The 19,074-nt window shown below is 57.6% G+C and carries 20 protein-coding genes; 8 read left to right on the top strand and 12 right to left on the bottom strand.

Going from position 1 to position 19,074, the window contains the following annotated elements:
* Positions 1–62: 62 nt before the first annotated feature.
* The gene (locus tag AACY31_RS12790) at positions 63–977 is read right to left on the bottom strand and encodes a LysR family transcriptional regulator (RefSeq protein WP_339479746.1); all 915 of its coding nucleotides are present in this window, start codon (positions 975–977) and stop codon (positions 63–65) included.
* A gap of 108 nt (positions 978–1,085) precedes the next feature.
* On the opposite strand from AACY31_RS12790, the gene AACY31_RS12785 reads away from it, so the two are divergent.
* Positions 1,086–1,850 (top strand): sulfite exporter TauE/SafE family protein, encoded by a 765-nt coding sequence (locus AACY31_RS12785; protein ID WP_339479744.1) that lies wholly within the window; start codon positions 1,086–1,088, stop codon positions 1,848–1,850.
* Between the two features lie 192 nt (positions 1,851–2,042).
* Here the strand turns inward: AACY31_RS12785 and AACY31_RS12780 are convergent, their stop codons facing one another.
* From AACY31_RS12780 to AACY31_RS12770, 3 genes are all read right to left on the bottom strand, one after another.
* Complete coding sequence (locus AACY31_RS12780; RefSeq protein ID WP_339479742.1) at positions 2,043–2,600, bottom strand: L-threonylcarbamoyladenylate synthase; 558 nt, start codon at positions 2,598–2,600, stop codon at positions 2,043–2,045.
* 60 nt (positions 2,601–2,660) lie between these two features.
* Positions 2,661–3,755 carry a DNA-processing protein DprA gene (dprA, locus tag AACY31_RS12775; RefSeq protein ID WP_339479741.1) on the bottom strand — a complete coding sequence of 365 codons (1,095 nt, stop codon included), beginning with the start codon at positions 3,753–3,755 and terminating at the stop codon, positions 2,661–2,663.
* 81 nt (positions 3,756–3,836) lie between these two features.
* Positions 3,837–4,862: a LysM peptidoglycan-binding domain-containing protein gene (locus AACY31_RS12770; RefSeq protein ID WP_339479739.1), complete on the bottom strand. Its 1,026-nt coding sequence runs from the start codon at positions 4,860–4,862 to the stop codon at positions 3,837–3,839.
* Between the two features lie 169 nt (positions 4,863–5,031).
* Between AACY31_RS12770 and def the strand changes: the two genes are divergently transcribed.
* From def to AACY31_RS12745, 5 genes are all read left to right on the top strand, one after another.
* Positions 5,032–5,538: a peptide deformylase gene (gene def, locus AACY31_RS12765; RefSeq protein WP_030138961.1), complete on the top strand. Its 507-nt coding sequence runs from the start codon at positions 5,032–5,034 to the stop codon at positions 5,536–5,538.
* Positions 5,539–5,609: 71 nt separating this feature from the next.
* Positions 5,610–6,569, top strand: a complete 960-nt coding sequence (fmt, locus tag AACY31_RS12760) for a methionyl-tRNA formyltransferase (RefSeq protein ID WP_339479737.1) — start codon at positions 5,610–5,612, stop codon at positions 6,567–6,569.
* Positions 6,566–7,876, top strand: coding sequence for a 16S rRNA (cytosine(967)-C(5))-methyltransferase RsmB (gene rsmB, locus AACY31_RS12755; protein ID WP_339479735.1), 1,311 nt, complete (start codon positions 6,566–6,568; stop codon positions 7,874–7,876). The genes fmt and rsmB overlap by 4 nt, the downstream gene beginning before the upstream one ends.
* A gap of 24 nt (positions 7,877–7,900) precedes the next feature.
* Positions 7,901–9,274 carry a Trk system potassium transporter TrkA gene (gene trkA, locus AACY31_RS12750; RefSeq protein ID WP_339479734.1) on the top strand — a complete coding sequence of 458 codons (1,374 nt, stop codon included), beginning with the start codon at positions 7,901–7,903 and terminating at the stop codon, positions 9,272–9,274.
* A 178-nt stretch (positions 9,275–9,452) separates the two neighbouring features.
* Positions 9,453–9,758, top strand: coding sequence for a tetratricopeptide repeat protein (locus AACY31_RS12745; protein WP_339504540.1), 306 nt, complete (start codon positions 9,453–9,455; stop codon positions 9,756–9,758).
* A 12-nt stretch (positions 9,759–9,770) separates the two neighbouring features.
* On the opposite strand, the gene AACY31_RS12740 is transcribed toward AACY31_RS12745, so the two are convergent.
* From AACY31_RS12740 to AACY31_RS12705, 8 genes are all read right to left on the bottom strand, one after another.
* Positions 9,771–10,004, bottom strand: a complete 234-nt coding sequence (locus AACY31_RS12740) for a hypothetical protein (protein ID WP_339479732.1) — start codon at positions 10,002–10,004, stop codon at positions 9,771–9,773.
* Positions 10,005–10,270: 266 nt separating this feature from the next.
* Complete coding sequence (locus tag AACY31_RS12735) at positions 10,271–10,501, bottom strand: hypothetical protein (protein ID WP_339479730.1); 231 nt, start codon at positions 10,499–10,501, stop codon at positions 10,271–10,273.
* Between the two features lie 466 nt (positions 10,502–10,967).
* Complete coding sequence (locus AACY31_RS12730) at positions 10,968–12,140, bottom strand: hypothetical protein (protein ID WP_339479729.1); 1,173 nt, start codon at positions 12,138–12,140, stop codon at positions 10,968–10,970.
* A 268-nt stretch (positions 12,141–12,408) separates the two neighbouring features.
* Positions 12,409–13,317, bottom strand: a complete 909-nt coding sequence (locus tag AACY31_RS12725; protein ID WP_339504539.1) for a DMT family transporter — start codon at positions 13,315–13,317, stop codon at positions 12,409–12,411.
* 3 nt (positions 13,318–13,320) lie between these two features.
* Positions 13,321–14,295, bottom strand: coding sequence for an aKG-HExxH-type peptide beta-hydroxylase (locus AACY31_RS12720; protein ID WP_339479726.1), 975 nt, complete (start codon positions 14,293–14,295; stop codon positions 13,321–13,323).
* 678 nt (positions 14,296–14,973) lie between these two features.
* Positions 14,974–16,374, bottom strand: a complete 1,401-nt coding sequence (locus AACY31_RS12715; RefSeq protein WP_339504538.1) for an MATE family efflux transporter — start codon at positions 16,372–16,374, stop codon at positions 14,974–14,976.
* Between the two features lie 487 nt (positions 16,375–16,861).
* Entirely contained in the window at positions 16,862–17,221 is a 360-nt protein-coding gene (locus tag AACY31_RS12710) for a hypothetical protein (RefSeq protein ID WP_339504537.1), read from the bottom strand.
* Between the two features lie 117 nt (positions 17,222–17,338).
* On the bottom strand, positions 17,339–17,701 hold the full coding sequence (locus AACY31_RS12705) for a DUF6124 family protein (RefSeq protein WP_339492877.1): 363 nt from the start codon (positions 17,699–17,701) through the stop codon (positions 17,339–17,341).
* Between the two features lie 515 nt (positions 17,702–18,216).
* On the opposite strand from AACY31_RS12705, the gene AACY31_RS12700 reads away from it, so the two are divergent.
* Complete coding sequence (locus AACY31_RS12700; protein WP_445261540.1) at positions 18,217–18,633, top strand: hypothetical protein; 417 nt, start codon at positions 18,217–18,219, stop codon at positions 18,631–18,633.
* Between the two features lie 12 nt (positions 18,634–18,645).
* Positions 18,646–18,888: a hypothetical protein gene (locus AACY31_RS12695; RefSeq protein ID WP_339492876.1), complete on the top strand. Its 243-nt coding sequence runs from the start codon at positions 18,646–18,648 to the stop codon at positions 18,886–18,888.
* Positions 18,889–19,074 lie beyond the last annotated feature (186 nt).

Raw genomic sequence — 19,074 nt, 5'->3', positions numbered from 1 at the left:
AGTAAAACCTGTGGGACCAAATTTCCTGGCGTTCTGGCAGATTTTTCGTACAAAACCCAGGTTCAGGAGCGGCTGACGCTGTCACCGTAGGCACGGATCATGTCCAGCAGGTTCTTGACCCGCAACGGCAGGTTGCCGGCGGGATAGACCGCATGCATGCGCGGGTCTTCACCCGTGCTGGAGGTCAGCTTGTATTCGGGGAACACCCTCGTCAGGCGCCCCGACGCCACTTCCGGCTCCGCCATCCAGTCGGCCAGGCGGGCAATCCCGGCGCCGGCCAGCGCAGCCTGGAACACCGCCGCGCCGGAACTGAAGCGAAACTTGGGGTGCACGCGAAAGCTGCCGGCGTGGCCCGGCCCACGAAAATTCCATTCTTTGAGGATCCGTGGCGCCGTGTGCAGGATCAATGCGTGCTGTTCCAGCGCCTCGATGGACGCCGGCAGCCCGCGTCGCTCCAGGTAGTCAGGGCTGGCGTAGAGGTAGCGCGAATAGCTCCACAGCGGGTAGCCGATCAGGTCGCTGGATTGTGGAAAGGCGCCGCGAATTGAAAAGTCCAGCTTGCCCTTGACCGGATCGACCGCCGCATCGGTGAAGATCACATCCACACTGACATCGGGATAACGCTGGCTGTACTGGGTGATCAATCCGGGGACCACCGTGTGGGCCAAGGACTGCGGAGCACAAAAGCGGATCCAGCCAGTGGCCAGGCCGCTGAGCCCGGCCAAGTCCTCGTCCGCTTCACGTTGCAGATCGAGCATTCTGTGGGCGTGGGGCAGTAGCCGCTCGCCGGCCTCGGTCAGCGTCACGGCATTGGCCGAGCGATTGAACAACTTGACCCCGCTGCGTTCTTCCAGCCCTTGAATGGCGCGGGTCAGCGAGCTGGGGGAGCGCCCCAGGCTGCGGGCTGCGACGACAAAACTGCGCTTGCGGGCCACCGTCGCAAAGGCTTCAAGATCAGCCAACATATCCAGTGCCATCGGCCACCTCGTTGCACTTTTCGCAATATGACATTGCAACACAAAAAAGGCCCTTCCGTTAGCCTTCCGCTCTCGACCCCCACCCCGTTATCGCCAGAGCCTGATTCAATGTTCGATATCGTCCTGCTATGTGTCTTTGCCTTCGCCGCCGGCCTGATCGATGCGGCCGTCGGCGGCGGCGGCCTGATCCAGATTCCGGCACTGTTCAATGTGCTGCCCAGCGCCCAACCCGCCGCCCTGCTCGGCACCAACAAGGTCGCGGCGGCCTGCGGCACGGCCTTTGCTGCGCGCTCGTTCGTGCGCAAGGTGGTGATCGACTGGAGCCTGGTGGTTCCTGCCGCCGGCGCGGCTTTTGTCATGGCCTTCGCTGGCGCGGCGACGGTATCGATCGTGCCGCAGGCACTGATGCGCCCGGCGGTATTGGTGCTGATCGTGCTGATGGCGATCTACACCTTCTGGAAAAAGGACTTTGGCAGCCTGCACAAGCCCATGCGCATCGGCACCAAGGAGAAGCTGCTGGCGGTACTGGTCGGTGGCGCCATCGGTTTCTACGACGGTTTGTTCGGGCCGGGCACCGGCAGCTTCCTGATCTTCCTGTTCATTCGCTGCTTCGCCTTCGACTTCTTGCACGCCTCGGCGTCAGCCAAGCTGGTGAACATCGCCACCAATGTCGCGGCGCTGCTGTTCTTTATCCCGACCGGCAACGTGCTCTACCTGGTGGCGCTGCCGATGGCGCTGTTCAATATCCTCGGCGCGCTGACCGGCACCTGGCTGGCGGTGCGCAAGGGAGTGCCCTTTGTCCGTGGGCTGTTCCTGGTGCTGCTGGTGATCCTGATCAGCAAGCTGTCCTATGACCTGGCCCTCCCAGGCTGATCCACCGCAGGCGGCGAACCGTTCGAACGGCAATGCGAAGCCCCCTTCGAGCCGCGGGTCAGCCGCGATGTCGAACAGTCGGTCGGCCAACTGAAGGAACCGGTGCGCCAGTACCTGGAAAATTGTATCGCCAGCCTGCAAGAGCCTGACCTGTGGGAGCAAGGCTTGCCCGCGATGAACGATGACGCGGTATCAGTCCGGCCGAACGACCTTGCCGCTCGCCAGGTCGCGAATCACGCTGGGGTTCTTGCGCCCGCCCAGGTTGCCGCCCAGCACCAGGTCGATCTGCCCGCGAAAATACTGCTCGACGCGAATCCGCGTGCGCGCCGCCGGGCGCCCTTGGGGGTTGGCCGAGGTGGACACCAGCGGCCCGACCAACGAGCATAAGTCGCGCACGGTGGGATGGTCGCTGACCCGCAGCGCGACCGTGTCGTGCACCCCGGTGATCCATTCCGGTAGCAGGTCCTGGTGCGGCACCAGCCAGGTATTGGGCCCCGGCCATGTGCTGGCCATGCGGTCCATCCAGGTTTCGGGGAAATCTTCGAACAGAAAGTCGAACTGGTGGATGTTGTCAGCCACCAGGATCAGGCCTTTGTCGGGCAGTCGCGACTTGATCGCCAGCAGGCGTTCCACCGCCTCCTCGTTCCACGGGTCACAACCCAGGCCCCAGACCGCTTCGGTTGGATAGGCAATCACCGCCCCGGCGCGAATTTCTCGCGCGGCTTGTTGCACACGCCAACTGTTGACCATGAAGATTCTCCCGCAACGCAAATAAGGCTGTGGGCAGTTTACCGATCTTCCCCATAAAACCTAGCGCGCAAACCAGCGTCCGCTGTCACAGGTCGCGCGTCCTTCCATCTCCAGTTCGGTCAACGCCGCCAGCACTTTGGGCAAGCCCCAGCCACTGGCGTCGGCCAGCGCCTCACTGCTCAGCGGCGCGGCATGCAGCAGGCGCAGCAGCGGATGGGTCACGGGTACAGGCTCCGAGGCCAGCGGTAACTGTTGCCAACCACGCAGCGCTTCGAGGATGTGCTCGACGGTTTCCACCAGCGCCGCACCGTCGCGGATCAGTTGATGGCAGCCTCGGGCACCAGGGTGATGGATCGATCCAGGAATGGCGTACACCTCGCGGCCTTGTTCCGCCGCCAGTCGGGCGGTGATCAGCGAACCGCTGGCGACACTGGCTTCGACCACCAGTACCCCCAGGGACAAACCACTGATGATCCGGTTGCGGCGCGGAAAGTTGCTGGCGTGGGGCGGCGCGTCCAACGGGAACTCCGACAACACCGCGCTGCCCTGGGCAATCATCGCCTCCGCCAGCCGCCGATTGCGCTGTGGATAAAAATTTTCCAGGCCGGTGCCCAGCACGCCGACGGTGCGTCCGCCAACATCCAGCGCCGCTTGATGGGCCGCCGCATCGATGCCCAGGGCCAGGCCGCTGGTGATGACAAAACCGGCCCCGGCCAGGCTGCGGGAAAACGCCGCCGCGGTGTCCATGCCGGGGCGTGATGCCCGGCGACTGCCGACCATCGCCAGCTGGGGTTTTTCCAGGATCGAGGTGTCGCCAGCGACGAACAGCAGCGGCGGCGCGCCGCTGATCTGCGCCAGCAGCGCCGGGTAGTCGGGTTGGTCCCACATCAGTAAATGCTGGCCCGAACGCTCCAGCCAGGCCAATGCATGGGCGGCGCCGTCACGCACATCCGGGTTGCGCCGCGCCTCGGCACAGGCCAACGGCAAGCCCAACGCGCGCCAGGCGCTGGCCGGTGCACTGATGGCCTTGGAGGCCGAACCGAAGGCCTCCATCAGGGTCATGAAACGTTTGGGTCCCAGCTCCGGCAAGCGGTGAAGGCGTAGTCGGGCCTCCAGTTCCGCAGGGGAAACCGGCGCAGGTTCAGGCAGTGGCATGTGATCAATCCTTGATCGTTATGAGCCCCGTTCAAACGGGAGAAAGCTGTGGATAACTCTGTTGGTAACTTGTGAGACCCGTTATGGATTACGAACCTTGTCGAGCACCGCCAACGAGCGCGATGCATACAGCACCAGGCCATAGCTGAGCTTGTCGTAGGTGCGAAAAACCATCAGCAGACCGGCCCGTTCATCGGGGATTTTCACCCGCTCGCCCGTGATACGGTCGCGTACGGTTTCACCGGTCTTCATCACCGCCAGCACATTGCCTTCGGCCAGCCCGTCGCGCCGGCCCTTGTTCAGGGTGACCACGTCCAGCGCGCCGATCTGGGTCACGCCTCGCGGCACGTCCAGGATCAACCCGTGGATGTCCGATTTCGGCGCACTGGGCATAAAGGTCGAGTTGATCGAGCGCTCTTCGCCGCTGAACAGGCGATCACCCAGGCGCACTTCCTGGGTGGTGCGTTGCAGGACCAGGGTGGTGACGTCGCCCTCGGTGGCGACCACCTCGCCGCCGCCGATGTCATCGGCGTTGATGCCCAAGAATTCCTGGGTCTCGGGGTCGGTGTAGACCTTGCCCTGGCGGAAGATGCCGTACGCCGTCTGGTTCGTATCGAACGAGCCACGGGCAAAGACCCGATCCCCCATGCCGCTGAGCACTCGCTCGGCATTGCCGGCGACGATGTAGGGGGCCTTGTTGAAATCCTCAGGCGTGTCGACGATGCGGTTGCTCAGCAGGAAGCTGTTGATCGATTGCAGCGCAATGCTCGGGATGGCGTCGGCCACTGGCGAACTGCGAATGCGCGGCGACAGCTTGATGGTACCGCGCGAAGTGCCGCGATTGAGGGTCAGGCGCGGCTGGCCGTTGACGTAGACCAGCGACAGGGTGTCGCCCGGATAGATCAGGTTGGGGTTTTCGACCTGCGGGTTGGCCTGCCACAGCTCCGGCCATTTCCACGGCTCGCGCAGGTACTTGCCGGAAATGTCCCACAGTGTGTCCCCCGTCACCACCGTGTATTGCTGGGGAAAACCTTCCCGAAGTTGCACTTGCCCGTGCGCGATACCGGCCGAGGCCAGGAGCAGCAGGGCGAGTAGTGATTTCCTCATGCGGTGAATCCCTTTATTATGTGCGTTCGCGTAAAACGCCAGAGCCCCCGTGGCTCGCTGCTTAAGGAGCTATTCTCCACAAGCGCAACGTTTTACAACGGTAGCCTGCATCCCAAGACACGCCAGGCCAGCCACCCGACTTTACCTCACACGTGCATTTATCAAGCTTATGGCCATTTTGAACATTCTCGAATTTCCAGACCCGCGCCTGCGCACTATCGCCAAACCAGTGGCCGTAGTGGACGACGAAGTGCGTCAGTTGGTCGACGACATGTTTGAAACAATGTATGAAGCGCCAGGCATCGGCCTCGCCGCGACCCAGGTCAACGTGCACAAGCGTATCGTCGTCATGGACCTCTCCGAAGACCGCAGCGAGCCGCGAGTGTTCATCAACCCCGAGTTCGAAACCCTGACCGACGAGATGGACCAATACCAAGAAGGCTGCCTTTCGGTGCCAGGCTTCTACGAAAACGTCGACCGCCCACAGAAGGTCAAGATCAAGGCCCTGGACCGTGACGGCCAGCCTTATGAACTGATCGCCGAAGGCTTGCTGGCCGTGTGCATCCAGCACGAGTGTGACCACCTCAACGGCAAGCTGTTCGTGGATTACCTGTCTAACCTCAAGCGTGACCGGATCAAGAAAAAACTGGAAAAGATCCATCGCCAGAACGCTTGATGCCCCCCTTCAAAGGCTTGCCGCGGCAAGCCTTTTTCTTTTTGCGACTGCTTTGTAATTGAGAGCTACCCATGACTGAGCCACTGCGCATCGTCTTTGCCGGCACTCCCGAATTTGCCGCCGAACACCTCAAGGCCCTGCTGGCCAGCCCCTACGAAATCGTCGCGGTCTACACCCAGCCGGACCGACCGGCCGGTCGCGGGCAAAAACTGATGCCCAGCCCGGTCAAGCAGTTGGCCCTGGAGCACGGCATCGAGGTGTTGCAGCCGCCGACCCTGCGCGATGCGCAAGCCCAGGCCGAACTGGCGGCGTTGAAGCCGGACTTGATGGTGGTGGTCGCCTACGGCCTGATCCTGCCCCAAGTGGTGCTGGATATCCCGCGCCTGGGTTGCATCAACAGCCACGCCTCGCTGCTGCCGCGCTGGCGCGGTGCCGCGCCGATCCAGCGTGCCGTGGAAGCGGGCGATGCCGAGAGCGGCGTGACCGTGATGCGCATGGAAGCCGGCCTGGACACCGGGCCGATGCTGCTCAAGGTCAGCACCCCCATCAGCGCCGAAGATACCGGTGGCAGCCTGCACGACCGCCTCGCGCTCATTGGCCCGCCGGCCGTGGTCCAGGCCATTGCCGGCCTGGCCGCGAGCAGGCTGGAGGGCGAGGTGCAGGATGACAGCCTCGCCACCTACGCACACAAACTGAACAAGGACGAAGCCCGTATCGACTGGCGTCGTCCGGCCGTTGAGCTGGAACGCCTGGTGCGCGCCTTCAACCCTTGGCCGATCTGCCACAGCACCTTGAACGGCGAAGCCCTGAAAGTGCTAGCGGCCAGTTACGCCGAAGGGAAGGGCGCACCGGGTGAGATCCTCAGCGCCAGCAAGGATGGCCTGGTCGTGGCCTGCGGTGAACAGGCGTTGTGCCTGACGCGCCTGCAACTGCCCGGTGGCAAGGCACTCAATTTCAGCGACCTGTTCAACAGCCGCCGTGAGAAATTTGCCGTCGGCACCGTCCTCGGCCAAGCGGCGGACGCCTCATGAACCCGCGTCTGGCCGCCGCCAAGGCACTTGCCGCCGTCCTCAGCGGCAAAGCCTCCCTCAACAGTTCCTTGCCGACCCAACTGGACAAGGTTGAAGACCGTGATCGCGGTTTCACCCAAGACCTGGCGTTCGGCACCGCCCGTTGGCAGCCGCGGCTGTCGGCCCTGGCGGCCAAGCTGTTGCAGAAGCCATTCAAGGCCGCCGATGCCGACGTCGAAGCGTTGTTGCTGGTGGGGCTTTATCAACTGCTCTACACCCGCGTCCCGGCCCACGCCGCCATCGGCGAAACCGTGGGCTGTGCCGACAAGCTGAAAAAGCCTTGGGCCAAGGCCCTGATCAATGCCGTGTTGCGCCGTGCCCAGCGGGAAAGCGAAGCCCTGTTGGCCGAACTGGAGCGCGACCCGGTGGTGCGCACGGCGCACCCACGCTGGTTGCAAAAATCCCTCAAGGCGTTCTGGCCCGAGCAGTGGGAAGCCATCTGCGCCGCCAACAATGCCCACCCGCCGATGATCCTGCGGGTCAACCGTCGCCACCATACCCGCGATGCCTACCTGGCGTTGCTGGGTGAGGCGGGCATCCCGGCCATCCCGTGCCACTACAGTCGCGACGGCATCGTGCTGGAAACCCCGGGCGATGTGCGCGCCTTGCCGGGCTTTGCCGAGGGCTGGATCAGCGTCCAGGACGAAGCCGCCCAACTGGCCGCCGACCTGCTGGAGCTGGCGCCTGGCCAACGGGTGCTGGACGCCTGCTGCGCACCGGGTGGCAAGACCTGTCACATCCTCGAGGCCGAGCCGAAGCTGGCCGGCGTGGTGGCCGTGGACCTGGAAGCCAAGCGCCTGGTGCGGGTGAAGGAGAACCTCGAACGCCTGGGCCTGGAGGCCGAGCTGATCGCCGCCGATGGCCGCGACACGGCAACCTGGTGGGACGGCAAGCCGTTCCAGCGCATCCTCCTCGACGCCCCGTGCTCGGCCACCGGCGTGATCCGCCGCCATCCGGACATCAAGCTCACCCGCCAGCCGGACGACATTGCGGCATTGGCCGTGTTGCAGGGCGAACTGCTTGATGCCTTGTGGCCGACCCTGGAAGTCGGTGGCATGCTGCTCTACGCCACTTGTTCGACGTTGCCGACCGAGAACACCGACGTGATCGACGCCTTTCTCGCCCGCACCCCAGGGGCGCGGGAACTGGACATTGCCAGCCAAGCCGGCCTGAAACAGCCCCATGGCCGCCAGTTGCTGGCCCAGGAGGGCGGACACGATGGGTTCTATTACGCCAAGCTGATCAAGATCGCCGCCGCACGCGGTTAAGACCGATTCGATAGGAGTGACTGGATGAAAATCATCATCCTCGGCGCAGGACAAGTCGGCGGTTCGCTGGCGGAACATCTGGCCAGCGAAGCCAACGACATCACCGTGGTCGACACCGACGGCGAACGCCTGCGCGACTTGGGCGACCGCCTCGACATCCGCACCGTGCAAGGTCGCGGGTCGTTGCCAACGGTGCTGCGCCAGGCCGGCGCCGACGATGCCGACATGCTCGTGGCCGTGACCAACAGCGACGAAACCAACATGGTCGCCTGCCAGGTCGCCCACACGCTGTTTCATACCCCAACCAAGATCGCCCGGGTGCGCGAAGCGTCCTACCTGACCCGCGCCGACCTGTTCGACAACGAAGCGATTCCGGTGGATGTGCTGATCAGCCCCGAGCAGGTGGTGACCAACTACATCAAGCGCCTGATCGAGCACCCTGGTGCCTTGCAGGTGATCGACTTTGCCGAAGGCAAGGCGCAACTGGTGGCGGTCAGGGCCTACTACGGCGGGCCGCTGGTGGGCCAGCAACTGCGCCAGTTGCGCGAGCACATGCCGAACGTGGAGACCCGGGTGGCGGCGATTTTCCGCCGTGACCGGCCGATCCTGCCCCAGGGCGACACGGTGATCGAAGCCGACGACGAAGTCTTCTTCATCGCCGCCAAAGCAAATATTCGCGCGGTCATGAGCGAAATGCGCCGTCTGGACGAGAACTACAAGCGCATCGTCATCGCTGGCGGCGGGCAGATCGGCGAGCGCCTGGCCGAAGCCATCGAAAGCCGTTACCAGGTCAAGATCATCGAGATGAACCCGGCGCGCTGCCGCTACCTCTCCGACACCCTCGACAGCACCGTGGTGCTGCAGGGCAGTGCCTCGGACCGCGACCTGTTGCTGGAAGAAAACATCGCCGATGCCGACATCTTCCTGGCCCTGACCAACGACGACGAAGCCAACATCATGTCGTCGCTATTGGCCAAGCGCCTGGGGGCGAAGAAGGTCATGACGATCATCAACAACCCGGCCTACGTCGACCTGATCCAGGGCGGCGACATCGACATCGCCATCAGCCCGCAACTGGCAACCATCGGCACCTTGCTGGCCCACGTGCGGCGCGGCGACATCGTCAGCGTGCACTCCCTGCGCCGAGGTGCGGCCGAGGCCATCGAGGCGATTGCCCACGGCGATGCCAAGTCCAGCAAAGTGATCGGCAAGGCCATCCGCGACATCGGCCTGCCGCCGGGCACCACCATCGGCGCGATCATCCGAGACGAACAAGTGCTGATCGCCCACGACGACACCGCCATCCAGACCGGCGACCATGTGATCCTGTTCCTGGTGGACAAAAAGCACATTCGCGATGTCGAGAAGCTGTTCCATGTGGGGTTGAGTTTCTTCTGATCCTGGATGTGCAGTGACAGGAGGGGCCTCATCGCGAGCAGGCTCGTTCCCACAAGGGGTCGCTGTCGTTCACAAAAATTGTGATCGACTGAGATCCACTGTGGGAGCGAGCCTGCTCGCGATAGCTATCTCACATTCAACAGATCAATCACTGACATAACCCCAAAGGACCCACCCCATGCTCGACTCCCTGGAAAAAATGCTCGCCAAGGGTGTGGACAACGCCCTGCTACGCTTCGGCCTAGGCAAAGGCTACCTCGACCTAGGCGAATTCCCCCGCGCCGCCGAACACCTCCAACGCTGCGTCGAATTCGACCCCAAGTACTCAGCAGCCTGGAAACTACTGGGCAAGGCCCACCAAGGCCAGGGCGATGCCGCTGCAGCCCGCCAAGCCTGGCAACAAGGCCTGGAAGCCGCCCGCGCCCATGGCGACAAACAAGCCGAAAAAGAAATGACCGTGTTCCTCAAAAAACTGGACCGATAGGAGCGGCCTCCATCACTTCTCGTACAGCCTTCGACTGGAGATCATCCCCGATCCCGCCGCTATTGCTGCAATCGCAAAGAGTCCGACATCAATGCTGCCAATGAATGACGGCAACACAAATATCACCAAAAAACCCAAGCAAACCAGGGCTATCCCCAGTCGTACCCTGAGCACGTAGCGTCTCACACAAACATGCAGCAGCAGGATCCCCAAACCGGCCAGTACATACTGACTATTGAGACTCATAGCTTATGTTTCCTCGGGATTGAATGATGATGGACGAAGTTGAGCGCTGTGGCCCGATACCACCGCTGACTTGAGCACCCAGGCTGACGATTACATCGCCAGTGTGATAGGTCGGTAACAGGTCCTTGGCCCACCTTCGGCCTAAGTAGCCTGCTGCTGGTGCGACAGCTTTACCAATGCCTGGCACTTGACCCGCCACCCCCGTAAAAATCCCAGTGGCAATGGTGAGAAGATCCGTGCGTTGCTCATTGAGCCAATCCCCCTGGCTACGAGTCAGGGGGATTGGAAATTCCGACGTTCATGACACAAGGCAGATCCCTGGCGAGCATCTTGTCATAGAGCTCCACCAGCAATCGGGTGACTTCAAAGTTGGCCGCTTTCGCCTCGCGAAAATACAGCGTTCTGAGCCCGCCTCTGTCTGCGGGCATGACGGTGAAACGGCTTACGCAGAAAGTGATCCCGTGATGGGGGGTGAACTGATACTTATCGAACTCCATTCTTCAGTCCTTGATGAATTCGCAAGGCTCTGAGTTTTATTCAGATATGGCGATTTACATAAAGGACAATTCCGGTTTGGGCGGGTTGTTTGTCACTTAAAGTTTCCGCAAGGGCGTTCGATTCGGTTGTCCTACAGATAATTCTCAAGAGCCTCGCCAAGTGGCGGCGGCATAGAAATGATTTGAATCCACTACGCTCGGTGCGCGTATGTCTGCAATCAAATCCTGCCGCACCTACCAGGCGGGCGACGTACTGGTCAGCATCGAGGCGCAGGTCAACGGCGGCGTTGGCCCACAACGCACCTCTCGACACTGATCACCAAGACCTGACTGGAAACACACATGCCCGAAATTACCCAAATGATCATTGCCCTGGCGCTGTCCTTTCTGCTCGATCGGTTTCTCAAGCCGTATCTGCTGCGCAAGTGGCCCAATCGGGGGCTATGTTGCCCCCGGATAAGGACTATCAGGCACCTGCTGTTACCGGGCTCGTGTGTCCTTGGGCAAAGCGAGTCGCCGATGTCTGCAGCAATAGAACAATGGACAAGGTAATCATCAGAAACGGTATCAGCCACGCGCTCTCGATCAATGCCAACTGCAGGCTGAGGATTAACAGCAAGACCGGTGTTGCGAGGGCATTCGCCCGGCTAACACACGCACCAACGGCAGCCTCGCTGTAGCGGTAGGCAATGGCTGCTCGGATATGCACCCGCGCACCGCCAAAGGCCATGCCAAGGATCAGCAGGCTCAGCGCCTTGAGCACCAGGGTATCTGGCACCATAAACCATACCGCTGCGGAAATGATGGCCAGCCCGATCAGCCCCGAGAGAAATACCGATAGATTGCGACCGGTATTACTCAGAATGATCAGCACTCCCACCAACGCCATCCCCATGCCAAACACTGCATCCAGCACACCAAGCTCAAATAGCGCCCAGCCATGGCTCGACACATACACGGGAAGCATGAAATTGAAGGCACCGAGGATTGGCCAGATCAGTACCATGGGCACAAACAGGGTGAGTGGAAGCTTGGCTGGCGCAACTGTCTCGCTAGCCTCTTGTGCCACCACCGAGTGACCATGGCGGATGTAACAAATCGCTGATACCAGCAGGAATCCAGCGCCCAGAAAAATGAAGAACCCCATACCCGGCAGGATCGGCATCAAGCCGGCTGCCAACAACGGACCAATCATCAGGGCCGCTTGACCGGTTGCAGTGGTTGCACCACTGATTCGTCTGACAGAGGCTTCATCCATACCACGCTGAACCTGGGTGAACCACATATCCAAGCTGGCTTCGAGCAGCATGAAAACCAGCCAGACAAAGAGGTTGGCGGCTAGTAGAGCGATGGTGATGTCTCGGCTTGCCCCTACCACCAGGCTGAGACCGGCCAGACAAAACGTAAACCAGCTGCTCATTTTTCGTCCGTTCATTCGCGCCGACAGCTGCTTGATGATCACCGGCGTGATGAAGGCCGGAATGAAGGAGCAAAAAATCGCCAATGCCAAAGGTAAATAACCACCTTCGTTCTGGTTGAGGATGGTCCACGTCAGGGAGACCACCAATGCCCCGGAACATAGGCGGTAAGCCGTTGAGCAGACTAAAAAAATAGCTAATTCTTTTGAAAAATTTTTCATGGAAACTTCCCTATCGTAAGCGTTTCGGCATGACGGAAGTGAAAACTACCGCTTGGGCCGTGATAAGTGCAGGCCGTACCGTTTTTGTGCACGCTCAAACCCCGTGTTTAAGACGCTTTGAAAGTTAAAGTTTGCAACTAAATCAACGGGCAAAAAGCGCGCTCCAAAATGACTAGCGAAGCGCACTTTTTTTGGGCGGTTTGGCCGAGACGGCATTGAAGTGGTGCATGCGTTCCTGCGGCAAATTTTAAACCTGAGCAAGGTCGTGTCATCTTTGTATGGCGGTCTTGTTAGATAACTGCTCAATGCTGTGTCGTAGGTTGAACAACATCACGCCGCAGAAAACCAAGCCTATCGATAGAATGACTGTTCCATTTATCGGGTAGCTAAAGAACAAGTAGGAAATGATGATGGCGAAAAACGGAACCAACAAGCCAATGGGGGCCACGGTGGATCCGGAATATTTTCTGATGTTGTAGTTCCATATCCAGTACCCCAGCAGAGTCGTCACGTAAGACTGTGAGATCAGCGACACTATGACTTTGTAGTTTATCGCATCCTTCAGGCTATAGAATGACTCGGCACCCTCAAAGTACAAGGCAAGAACAAATAGAACTGGAAGGCTAAATAAGAAGCTCCAAACCATAAAGGGTAGCAGGTCTTTAGGCTTGTATTTTTGAATAATGAAAGTACACATGCTAAAGCAAAAAGCTGCGAGCAAGCAGATAGCAACGCCCAACGGACCTGAACCCTGATTGTTCTTGATTAGCATCAAGAAAAGGCCAGAGAGTGATATCGCGAGGGCGATAATGCTGATGTTGGAAGCTCTTTCCTTAAAGGCAATCAGGCCAATGATAAATGTCATGAATGCGCTGAGCTGAATGATGAGGGATACAGTGCCGGGAGAGGTTCCTGTATAGATGGCAATGTTGGCGCACCCCCATATTCCGCCACCAAACAATATTCCATAGGCGGCGAGTACATAAGCTGGAATTTTAGGTCTTGGCATGAGAAATACAAACGGGAAGACGCAAAGCGAAAACCTGATGAATGTCATCACGAAGGGTTTGATTTGTTCAAGCCCTACTTTAATTAAGGCGAAGTTCCCCCCCCAGATCAGCGCCACTAGCAATAAGAATGCGTAATCATGTGGGGCGATTTTTTTAAAACTGTTCATTGCTCAGAATCCACTTTTCAGCATGTCATCATAAACATTGCGAAAAGGTGATATTTTGGTCATTTCCTCCAAGCACTCATCGAAAATCTGTTGTCCCATGGGCGTCAACACACCGTCCCGCTTGATCTGAGCTGCGGTCGCGAAAAATCTCTTCTCAGCCGCCCGCCCTTTCTCAAGCGCTTCCTCTGCCAGTTTTCCAGGCGCTATTTTTCCCAAACCAGACATTGCCAGTGCAATTCTAGCCAGTACGAAAAGTGCGTGAAATATACCGAGCATGGGACGGGCGTCAGGCCTGAATGGCGCTGTGTATAATTCACTCTCTGGATTCAAAACAAACTTATCATCTGTGCTTTTTAAAAACAGTCTTAAATGGGCGGCCTCATGGACTACCTGTTGTGCGTAATAGATGGGGCTATGGACTTCATCGGCCCATATCAAAATCAGCCCTAATAAATTGTAACTGCTGGCCGATCTGACATGATATTCATCGCCAGGCCCCGTCAAGACTATTTCATCTATTAGGATCTCAGCTTCATTGTAGAGGTCTATCGATTGGGCCTTGAGAAGTTCTATTCCTGCGATTAATTTTGCTTTCTCGATTTCAGCAACATCAGCGCCGATGAAACCAATGCTGATTTTGCCAGACGCCTCTTCTCGTACTTCATCGGCAACCAAGTCAATTTCTTCTTTTCGGTTGTTTTCAGAGAAGCCAGAAACCCTGAATCCTTCTGATCCATGCCTTTCGTTTTGCTTGGCTTCTTGAAAAAAATGTAAGCCTGAATCTGCATCGTTGGCTTGCAAGCTCTTGATGCACTTATTGTAGAATGCGAAAGACTTCCAAGACAGCTTGGTCACAGAGTCGGATTTTTGATAGTCATCATTAAACACGCTCGCCAAGTAGCTCATCGACTCTTTGTATTGATTGAGCAATGTGTAGGCATCTTGGCGATACTCTTCATTTGTGATTAAGATGCTCAATTGATTTCTCCTTGAAAGCAGGCTCTCCATAAAAAGAAGGACCGCCATAGCGATATGGCAGTCCTTCTAATAAATCACCGTCGAAATTTATTCGCCGATAGATTTGTTTACGCTCGACAGCGCAACCATTGCAGTCAGGCTCAGTGCGGATTGAGATACGATCAGTTTGGACATATCGAGTTTCATAAAAAGCTCCATTTTTTTGAAAGATTATGCCGTTCGCATTTCATTGCAAGGCAAAGCGAAACTAACATAATCATTTTGATAAATGACACTGTTATTTTTTGCGTTATATACTCATTTGCTATATTGGATCCAACTTTTAGGAATATAGATTGTCGCTTGGCCGCCGAAAGGTGTAAGCAGAATTCCTTACGTTGAGGATCGCTTTGCGTCGGGCATGAACTCATGCAAAACAGCTTTTTTGTGGCGAGGGAGCTTGCTCCCGCTTGAGTGCGAAAGCACTCATAAAAAAGCCCACCTCGTTTTCAATACCAGTCCGCCAAACCGACTTATCCCACTAAAAATAAATGCGTCCACTTTTTTACATCCCAATGCCCAGCAGATCTGGGCGAGACAACACCTCAAGACGGGGCGTTTGCCACATTAAGTTTCTATAAGGGCGTTCGGTTCAAATTTCCTACAAATAACTTCTCAAGCACCGTCGAATAATCAGGTTCATAGCGCGCTCTCGCTGGCAGGATGAGGATCGATGTTAAGACGGTTTTCGGCCCCTCGAATGGCTTTGGCGATTCGCCAGAAATAAATTGCGCCAATCAGAAACTCAAACACCGAACCGATGACCCAGCATGTCATCAGCGACGACGGGACATCGCGATTGCTCATTGCGGTGTAATAGATCAACGGAATGCTCATAAACCACATCAGAATCAGGCGCACCACCAGCGAAAATCTGGCCATACCAATACTCTCCAAGACGGCTGCACCCGTCATAGAGAAGACAAAGGCGGCGGAGAATGTCCACAGTACGCGTTGTGTATCGATGGCCAGGGCGACGATCTCCGGGTTGTGCCCCAGTTCGCCGAAAGCCTTGAGCAAGACCTGTGGCACAGTGATTTGAACGGTGGAAACCAGCAGTACGTAGAGCAGCTCGATGGTCACGGTCACCCGTAGGATCGTTGCCAACTCAGTGTATTGCTCCTTGCCCACTGCAGTGGCGCACAGAATGCTGCAACCAATACCCAAACCGATGATCGGGATGATGCCCAGGTAATTGATCGTCAGATTGACGTTGTTTGCCGCTAGCGCACTAGAGCCCAGTACCGCGACTATCCAGATGAATGCAGTATTGCCGAGCTGATCCACCCCGGCGGACAAGCCACTGGGAACACCTCTACGCAGCCGGAAAAACAGCCGGGGCAGTAGGCGCCCGCTACGGGCAATGATGATGTTTATCAACTCAAGCCAGATTTTTCGAGGCAGCATTACTGCGTAGCACGTCAGCATGGACAAAGTGCCGATCAACGTACCGATAGCGGCTCCGGCCATTCCCATTTCGGGCAGCCCGAACTTTCCGAAGACCAGGCCGACGGTGAAGATTGAATCGACTACTTGACCAACGATGCCGACCATGAGCGTTTCGCGGGTTCGACCCACACCGTTGAAGAACGAGGACAGCGCTGTGTCGATCGTCATTACGCCACCGAAGATCGCCGCCCAGAGCATGTACTGCGATTCGAGGCTGACAATCTGCGGTGGGCGGGAGCTGAGCTGTGGGATCATCGCGATCAGCGGGGCGGCGACAAATAGCAGGACACCGCAGCCAATACCAAGGAGCAGCCCCAGTGCGGCTTCATTACAAGCTTCGCTGAGCCCCGATCGACCATTCGCCTGCGCAATAAAGGAACGTGAAACGCCGACGGTGCTACAGAAGAAAGCGATAATCGCCATGCTTGTGAATACCGCAGGACCGGAAGCGGCCAGCGTATCTTGTGAGTAGTGTGCCAGGCATAGCCTGTCGACAAGCATCATCAATAAATTGCCGACCATCGTCCCCATCAACGGAAACGAGACGATCGCGATTCTTTTCGCCACCCCTGCGTCAAACCAATGCCGCATATTCACATTCCTTTGTCTCGCGGCTGCCGAGATGGGCCCTGCTTGAGAAAGCGCTCGTACAACTTCGATTACCTCGGGCTACTAAATCCCACCACTGATGGGCAGTGGCAGGAAGACCATAGAACCCCGGGACAAGGCGCGCAAGCGGTCGGGTTCTGGCGTAGTTGTAGGCATCACGAGCAGGCTCGGAGGCTGTTGCAGATGTTGTGTTCACCACCCGATGTGCGAACGAGCGATAGCTATCTAGCGGAAATGACGGTGTTCCTGAAAAAACTCGATCGGTAGGAGCTGTCGAGTGAAACGAGGCTGCGATCTTCTGATCTTGATGTTGATCTTTCACTCATGACTCAATTGTCTGGGGCAAGATCGCAGCCTCGTTTCACTCGACAGCTCCTACATATCTACAGATGGAGCGAGTCCCCACGCTACAAAGGTGCGTTAATGAAAAGGGGCGGATTTTTAATTAATTCCGTTTTATTTCCTTCTCTTACAACTTGCCAGTGGCAATTTTCTTGAAAGCCGCCTTGAACGCATTTTCTCTTGCCTGAGTGGTGCTGATAGGGCTTGAAAAGCAGCAGAATATTCTGCTGAAGCAGCCTTTTGATGTACTACCTGCTTGGTTGTAAGCGGCTACATAATCCTTGATTATTTTTACCCGGGTTTGGCCGGAAGGGTGAGAGTGTGTTGCGGGGCCTAATAGGGTACCTATCTCGTCTAACTGCGCAGCTATTACGGCCCAGAAGTCGGGGATTCGAGTGAATAATACTTTCGCAGCAATTAAATCGGCCCAAGCTTCATGCTTCTTTCGATTGTCGACCTTTGGGCCGCTCGCATGCAATTCACGCACGTCATCATCCAGGTGTCCTGCACCAGGGCACGGCACGGCGCGACGGACTAATTTCCGCTGATTAGGGCGGAACAAAACCCGGCGCAAACGCCGGGTTCTTTCATGACAAATGCTTACCTACTGCCGCGGCTCCACGTTATCCAACACCCGATTCGCCAATAACGAACTCAGCTCAATCAACTGCTGAATCCCCTGCGCCACATGGCGCCTCGATCCCTCCAGATCAAACGCCAGATCACTCACCATGGCATCAGCCGAAGCCAGCGTCTCAGTGAGGTTGGCAAGCAAGCATTCGTTATCGAGGCCTTTCACGACGGCGTACAGCTGCCCCGGTTTGGGGGCTTCTTGGGATTTATCCGGTTTCGGTAGCAAGTAGTGATCGAGCACGCGTTTGGTGGTTTCGTCTTGCTGCTGGGCTTTGGATTTTGCGGATGTAGAGGTGGAATCTGCTTCTGGCGGATTCGGCGTTATTTTGAACATAAGCTTCGGTTCCAGATGTGGTGCCGACACCCCGAAGCTACTAAACAAAGGGGGGGCAGCTGTACGCAGGTTAGTAGACCGGGGAACCGAAGAAGCCGGCGCGCCTGAGCGCCCTGCGTACAGCCACCATCAAGAACAGGGTCGGGCCCTGTTTTTGAAGCGCTTGTACAACTTCGATTACCTCGGGCTACTAAACCCGACCACTGATGGGCAGTGGCAGGAACGACAATAAAACCCAGGGACAAGGCGCACAAGCGGGCGGATTCTGGCGTAGTTGTAGGCAAAGGCGCAAGGATGCGTAGCTAGATGGACGTTGTAGGCGGGGGCTGTAGGAGAGGAGCGTTTTGGCGATGCATGTGGGTTGTTTTGCTCAATCCGGCGATACGAAATGATTTGAATCCGATCCGCCCGTTGCAGAGAATTGCCACCTTTACCCCAAAAGGATACGGGCGATGAAGTTCGAAGGGACTTTTCAATACATGGGCAATCACGGGATCGTCTTCAACGTCTCGTAGATCACCCTCACCGACAGCGAACGTGGGCGCTTGCGCGAGCTGCATTTTGGCGAGGCAAAAAGCGCCCACTATGAAGTCAACAGCAAGGTCGTCGAGGTATACGACAAGATGCAGGCCAAGGGCCTGCCTTGCGTGATGATGATCGGTATCTCCAAGCCGCTCACCCGGCAACAGGGCGACGCCCTCAACGCCCAGCGCACCACGATCGCCAACCTTGCAACCACGGCCTCGACTGCCGCCGCCAAGGCCGTGGCCCCCTATTACGTGGCGGCGTCTGTAGGGGCCGGTGTGCGCATGTATGCCAATGAAATCCTGCCCACCTACCATGCGGGCGACGTACTGGTCAGCATCGAGGCGCAGGTCAACGGCGGTATCGGCCCGCAACGCACCCTCTCGACATTGATCATCAAGACCTGACCGGAGACGTACATGTCCGTAATTACTCAATTGGTCATTGCCTTGGTGTTGTCCTTTCTACTCGATCGATTCCTCAAACCCTATCTGCTACGCAAGTGGCTAGGCGTGGTGTTGGTGGCGGCGGGTGCGGTTGGCTGCGTTTTGGCCGGTGAGACCCGCGTGTTGGGGTTTGATCTGGGGTTGCTGTCGGCTTTTGCCGTGGCGATAGGGATGGGGTTGTTCATGAAGCGGCGGCGGTTTGAGGAGGTTGGCTGAGCGGGAAAGGCGGATGGATTAATATCAGAAAATAAATCCGTCCTCTTAAGTGGTCCCCTTAAGGATGGTCTGAAATAGCCGGATATTCTCCGGCTATCGAGCCGTCAGTACTTTTCAAAAAACGACCCGCGTCGAAATTTGATCCATTTTCTTCATTTTTCAGCCCTTCCGGGCGCAGCAAGGCGC

The sequence above is a fragment of the Pseudomonas sp. RL_105y_Pfl2_101 genome (assembly GCF_963970585.1).
GTDB lineage: Bacteria > Pseudomonadota > Gammaproteobacteria > Pseudomonadales > Pseudomonadaceae > Aquipseudomonas.
Note: the sequence above shows the minus strand (reverse complement) of the source record. Positions and strands in the feature narration are given on the sequence as shown.

What these genes read in the sequence shown, in the direction of transcription:
- rsmB (WP_339479735.1), top strand. Translation starts at nt 6,566, where the DNA reads ATGAACCCGCGTCTGGCCGCCGCCAAGGCACTTGCCGCCGTCCTCAGC.
- dprA (WP_339479741.1), bottom strand. Translation starts at nt 3,755, where the DNA reads ATGCCACTGCCTGAACCTGCGCCGGTTTCCCCTGCGGAACTGGAGGCC.
- AACY31_RS12780 (WP_339479742.1), bottom strand. Translation starts at nt 2,600, where the DNA reads ATGGTCAACAGTTGGCGTGTGCAACAAGCCGCGCGAGAAATTCGCGCC.
- trkA (WP_339479734.1), top strand. Translation starts at nt 7,901, where the DNA reads ATGAAAATCATCATCCTCGGCGCAGGACAAGTCGGCGGTTCGCTGGCG.
- def (WP_030138961.1), top strand. Translation starts at nt 5,032, where the DNA reads ATGGCCATTTTGAACATTCTCGAATTTCCAGACCCGCGCCTGCGCACT.
- fmt (WP_339479737.1), top strand. Translation starts at nt 5,610, where the DNA reads ATGACTGAGCCACTGCGCATCGTCTTTGCCGGCACTCCCGAATTTGCC.
- AACY31_RS12715 (WP_339504538.1), bottom strand. Translation starts at nt 16,374, where the DNA reads ATGCGGCATTGGTTTGACGCAGGGGTGGCGAAAAGAATCGCGATCGTC.
- AACY31_RS12790 (WP_339479746.1), bottom strand. Translation starts at nt 977, where the DNA reads ATGGCACTGGATATGTTGGCTGATCTTGAAGCCTTTGCGACGGTGGCC.
- AACY31_RS12705 (WP_339492877.1), bottom strand. Translation starts at nt 17,701, where the DNA reads ATGTTCAAAATAACGCCGAATCCGCCAGAAGCAGATTCCACCTCTACA.
- AACY31_RS12735 (WP_339479730.1), bottom strand. Translation starts at nt 10,501, where the DNA reads ATGGAGTTCGATAAGTATCAGTTCACCCCCCATCACGGGATCACTTTC.
- AACY31_RS12785 (WP_339479744.1), top strand. Translation starts at nt 1,086, where the DNA reads ATGTTCGATATCGTCCTGCTATGTGTCTTTGCCTTCGCCGCCGGCCTG.
- AACY31_RS12730 (WP_339479729.1), bottom strand. Translation starts at nt 12,140, where the DNA reads ATGAAAAATTTTTCAAAAGAATTAGCTATTTTTTTAGTCTGCTCAACG.
- AACY31_RS12725 (WP_339504539.1), bottom strand. Translation starts at nt 13,317, where the DNA reads ATGAACAGTTTTAAAAAAATCGCCCCACATGATTACGCATTCTTATTG.
- AACY31_RS12695 (WP_339492876.1), top strand. Translation starts at nt 18,646, where the DNA reads ATGTCCGTAATTACTCAATTGGTCATTGCCTTGGTGTTGTCCTTTCTA.
- AACY31_RS12745 (WP_339504540.1), top strand. Translation starts at nt 9,453, where the DNA reads ATGCTCGACTCCCTGGAAAAAATGCTCGCCAAGGGTGTGGACAACGCC.
- AACY31_RS12740 (WP_339479732.1), bottom strand. Translation starts at nt 10,004, where the DNA reads ATGAGTCTCAATAGTCAGTATGTACTGGCCGGTTTGGGGATCCTGCTG.
- AACY31_RS12770 (WP_339479739.1), bottom strand. Translation starts at nt 4,862, where the DNA reads ATGAGGAAATCACTACTCGCCCTGCTGCTCCTGGCCTCGGCCGGTATC.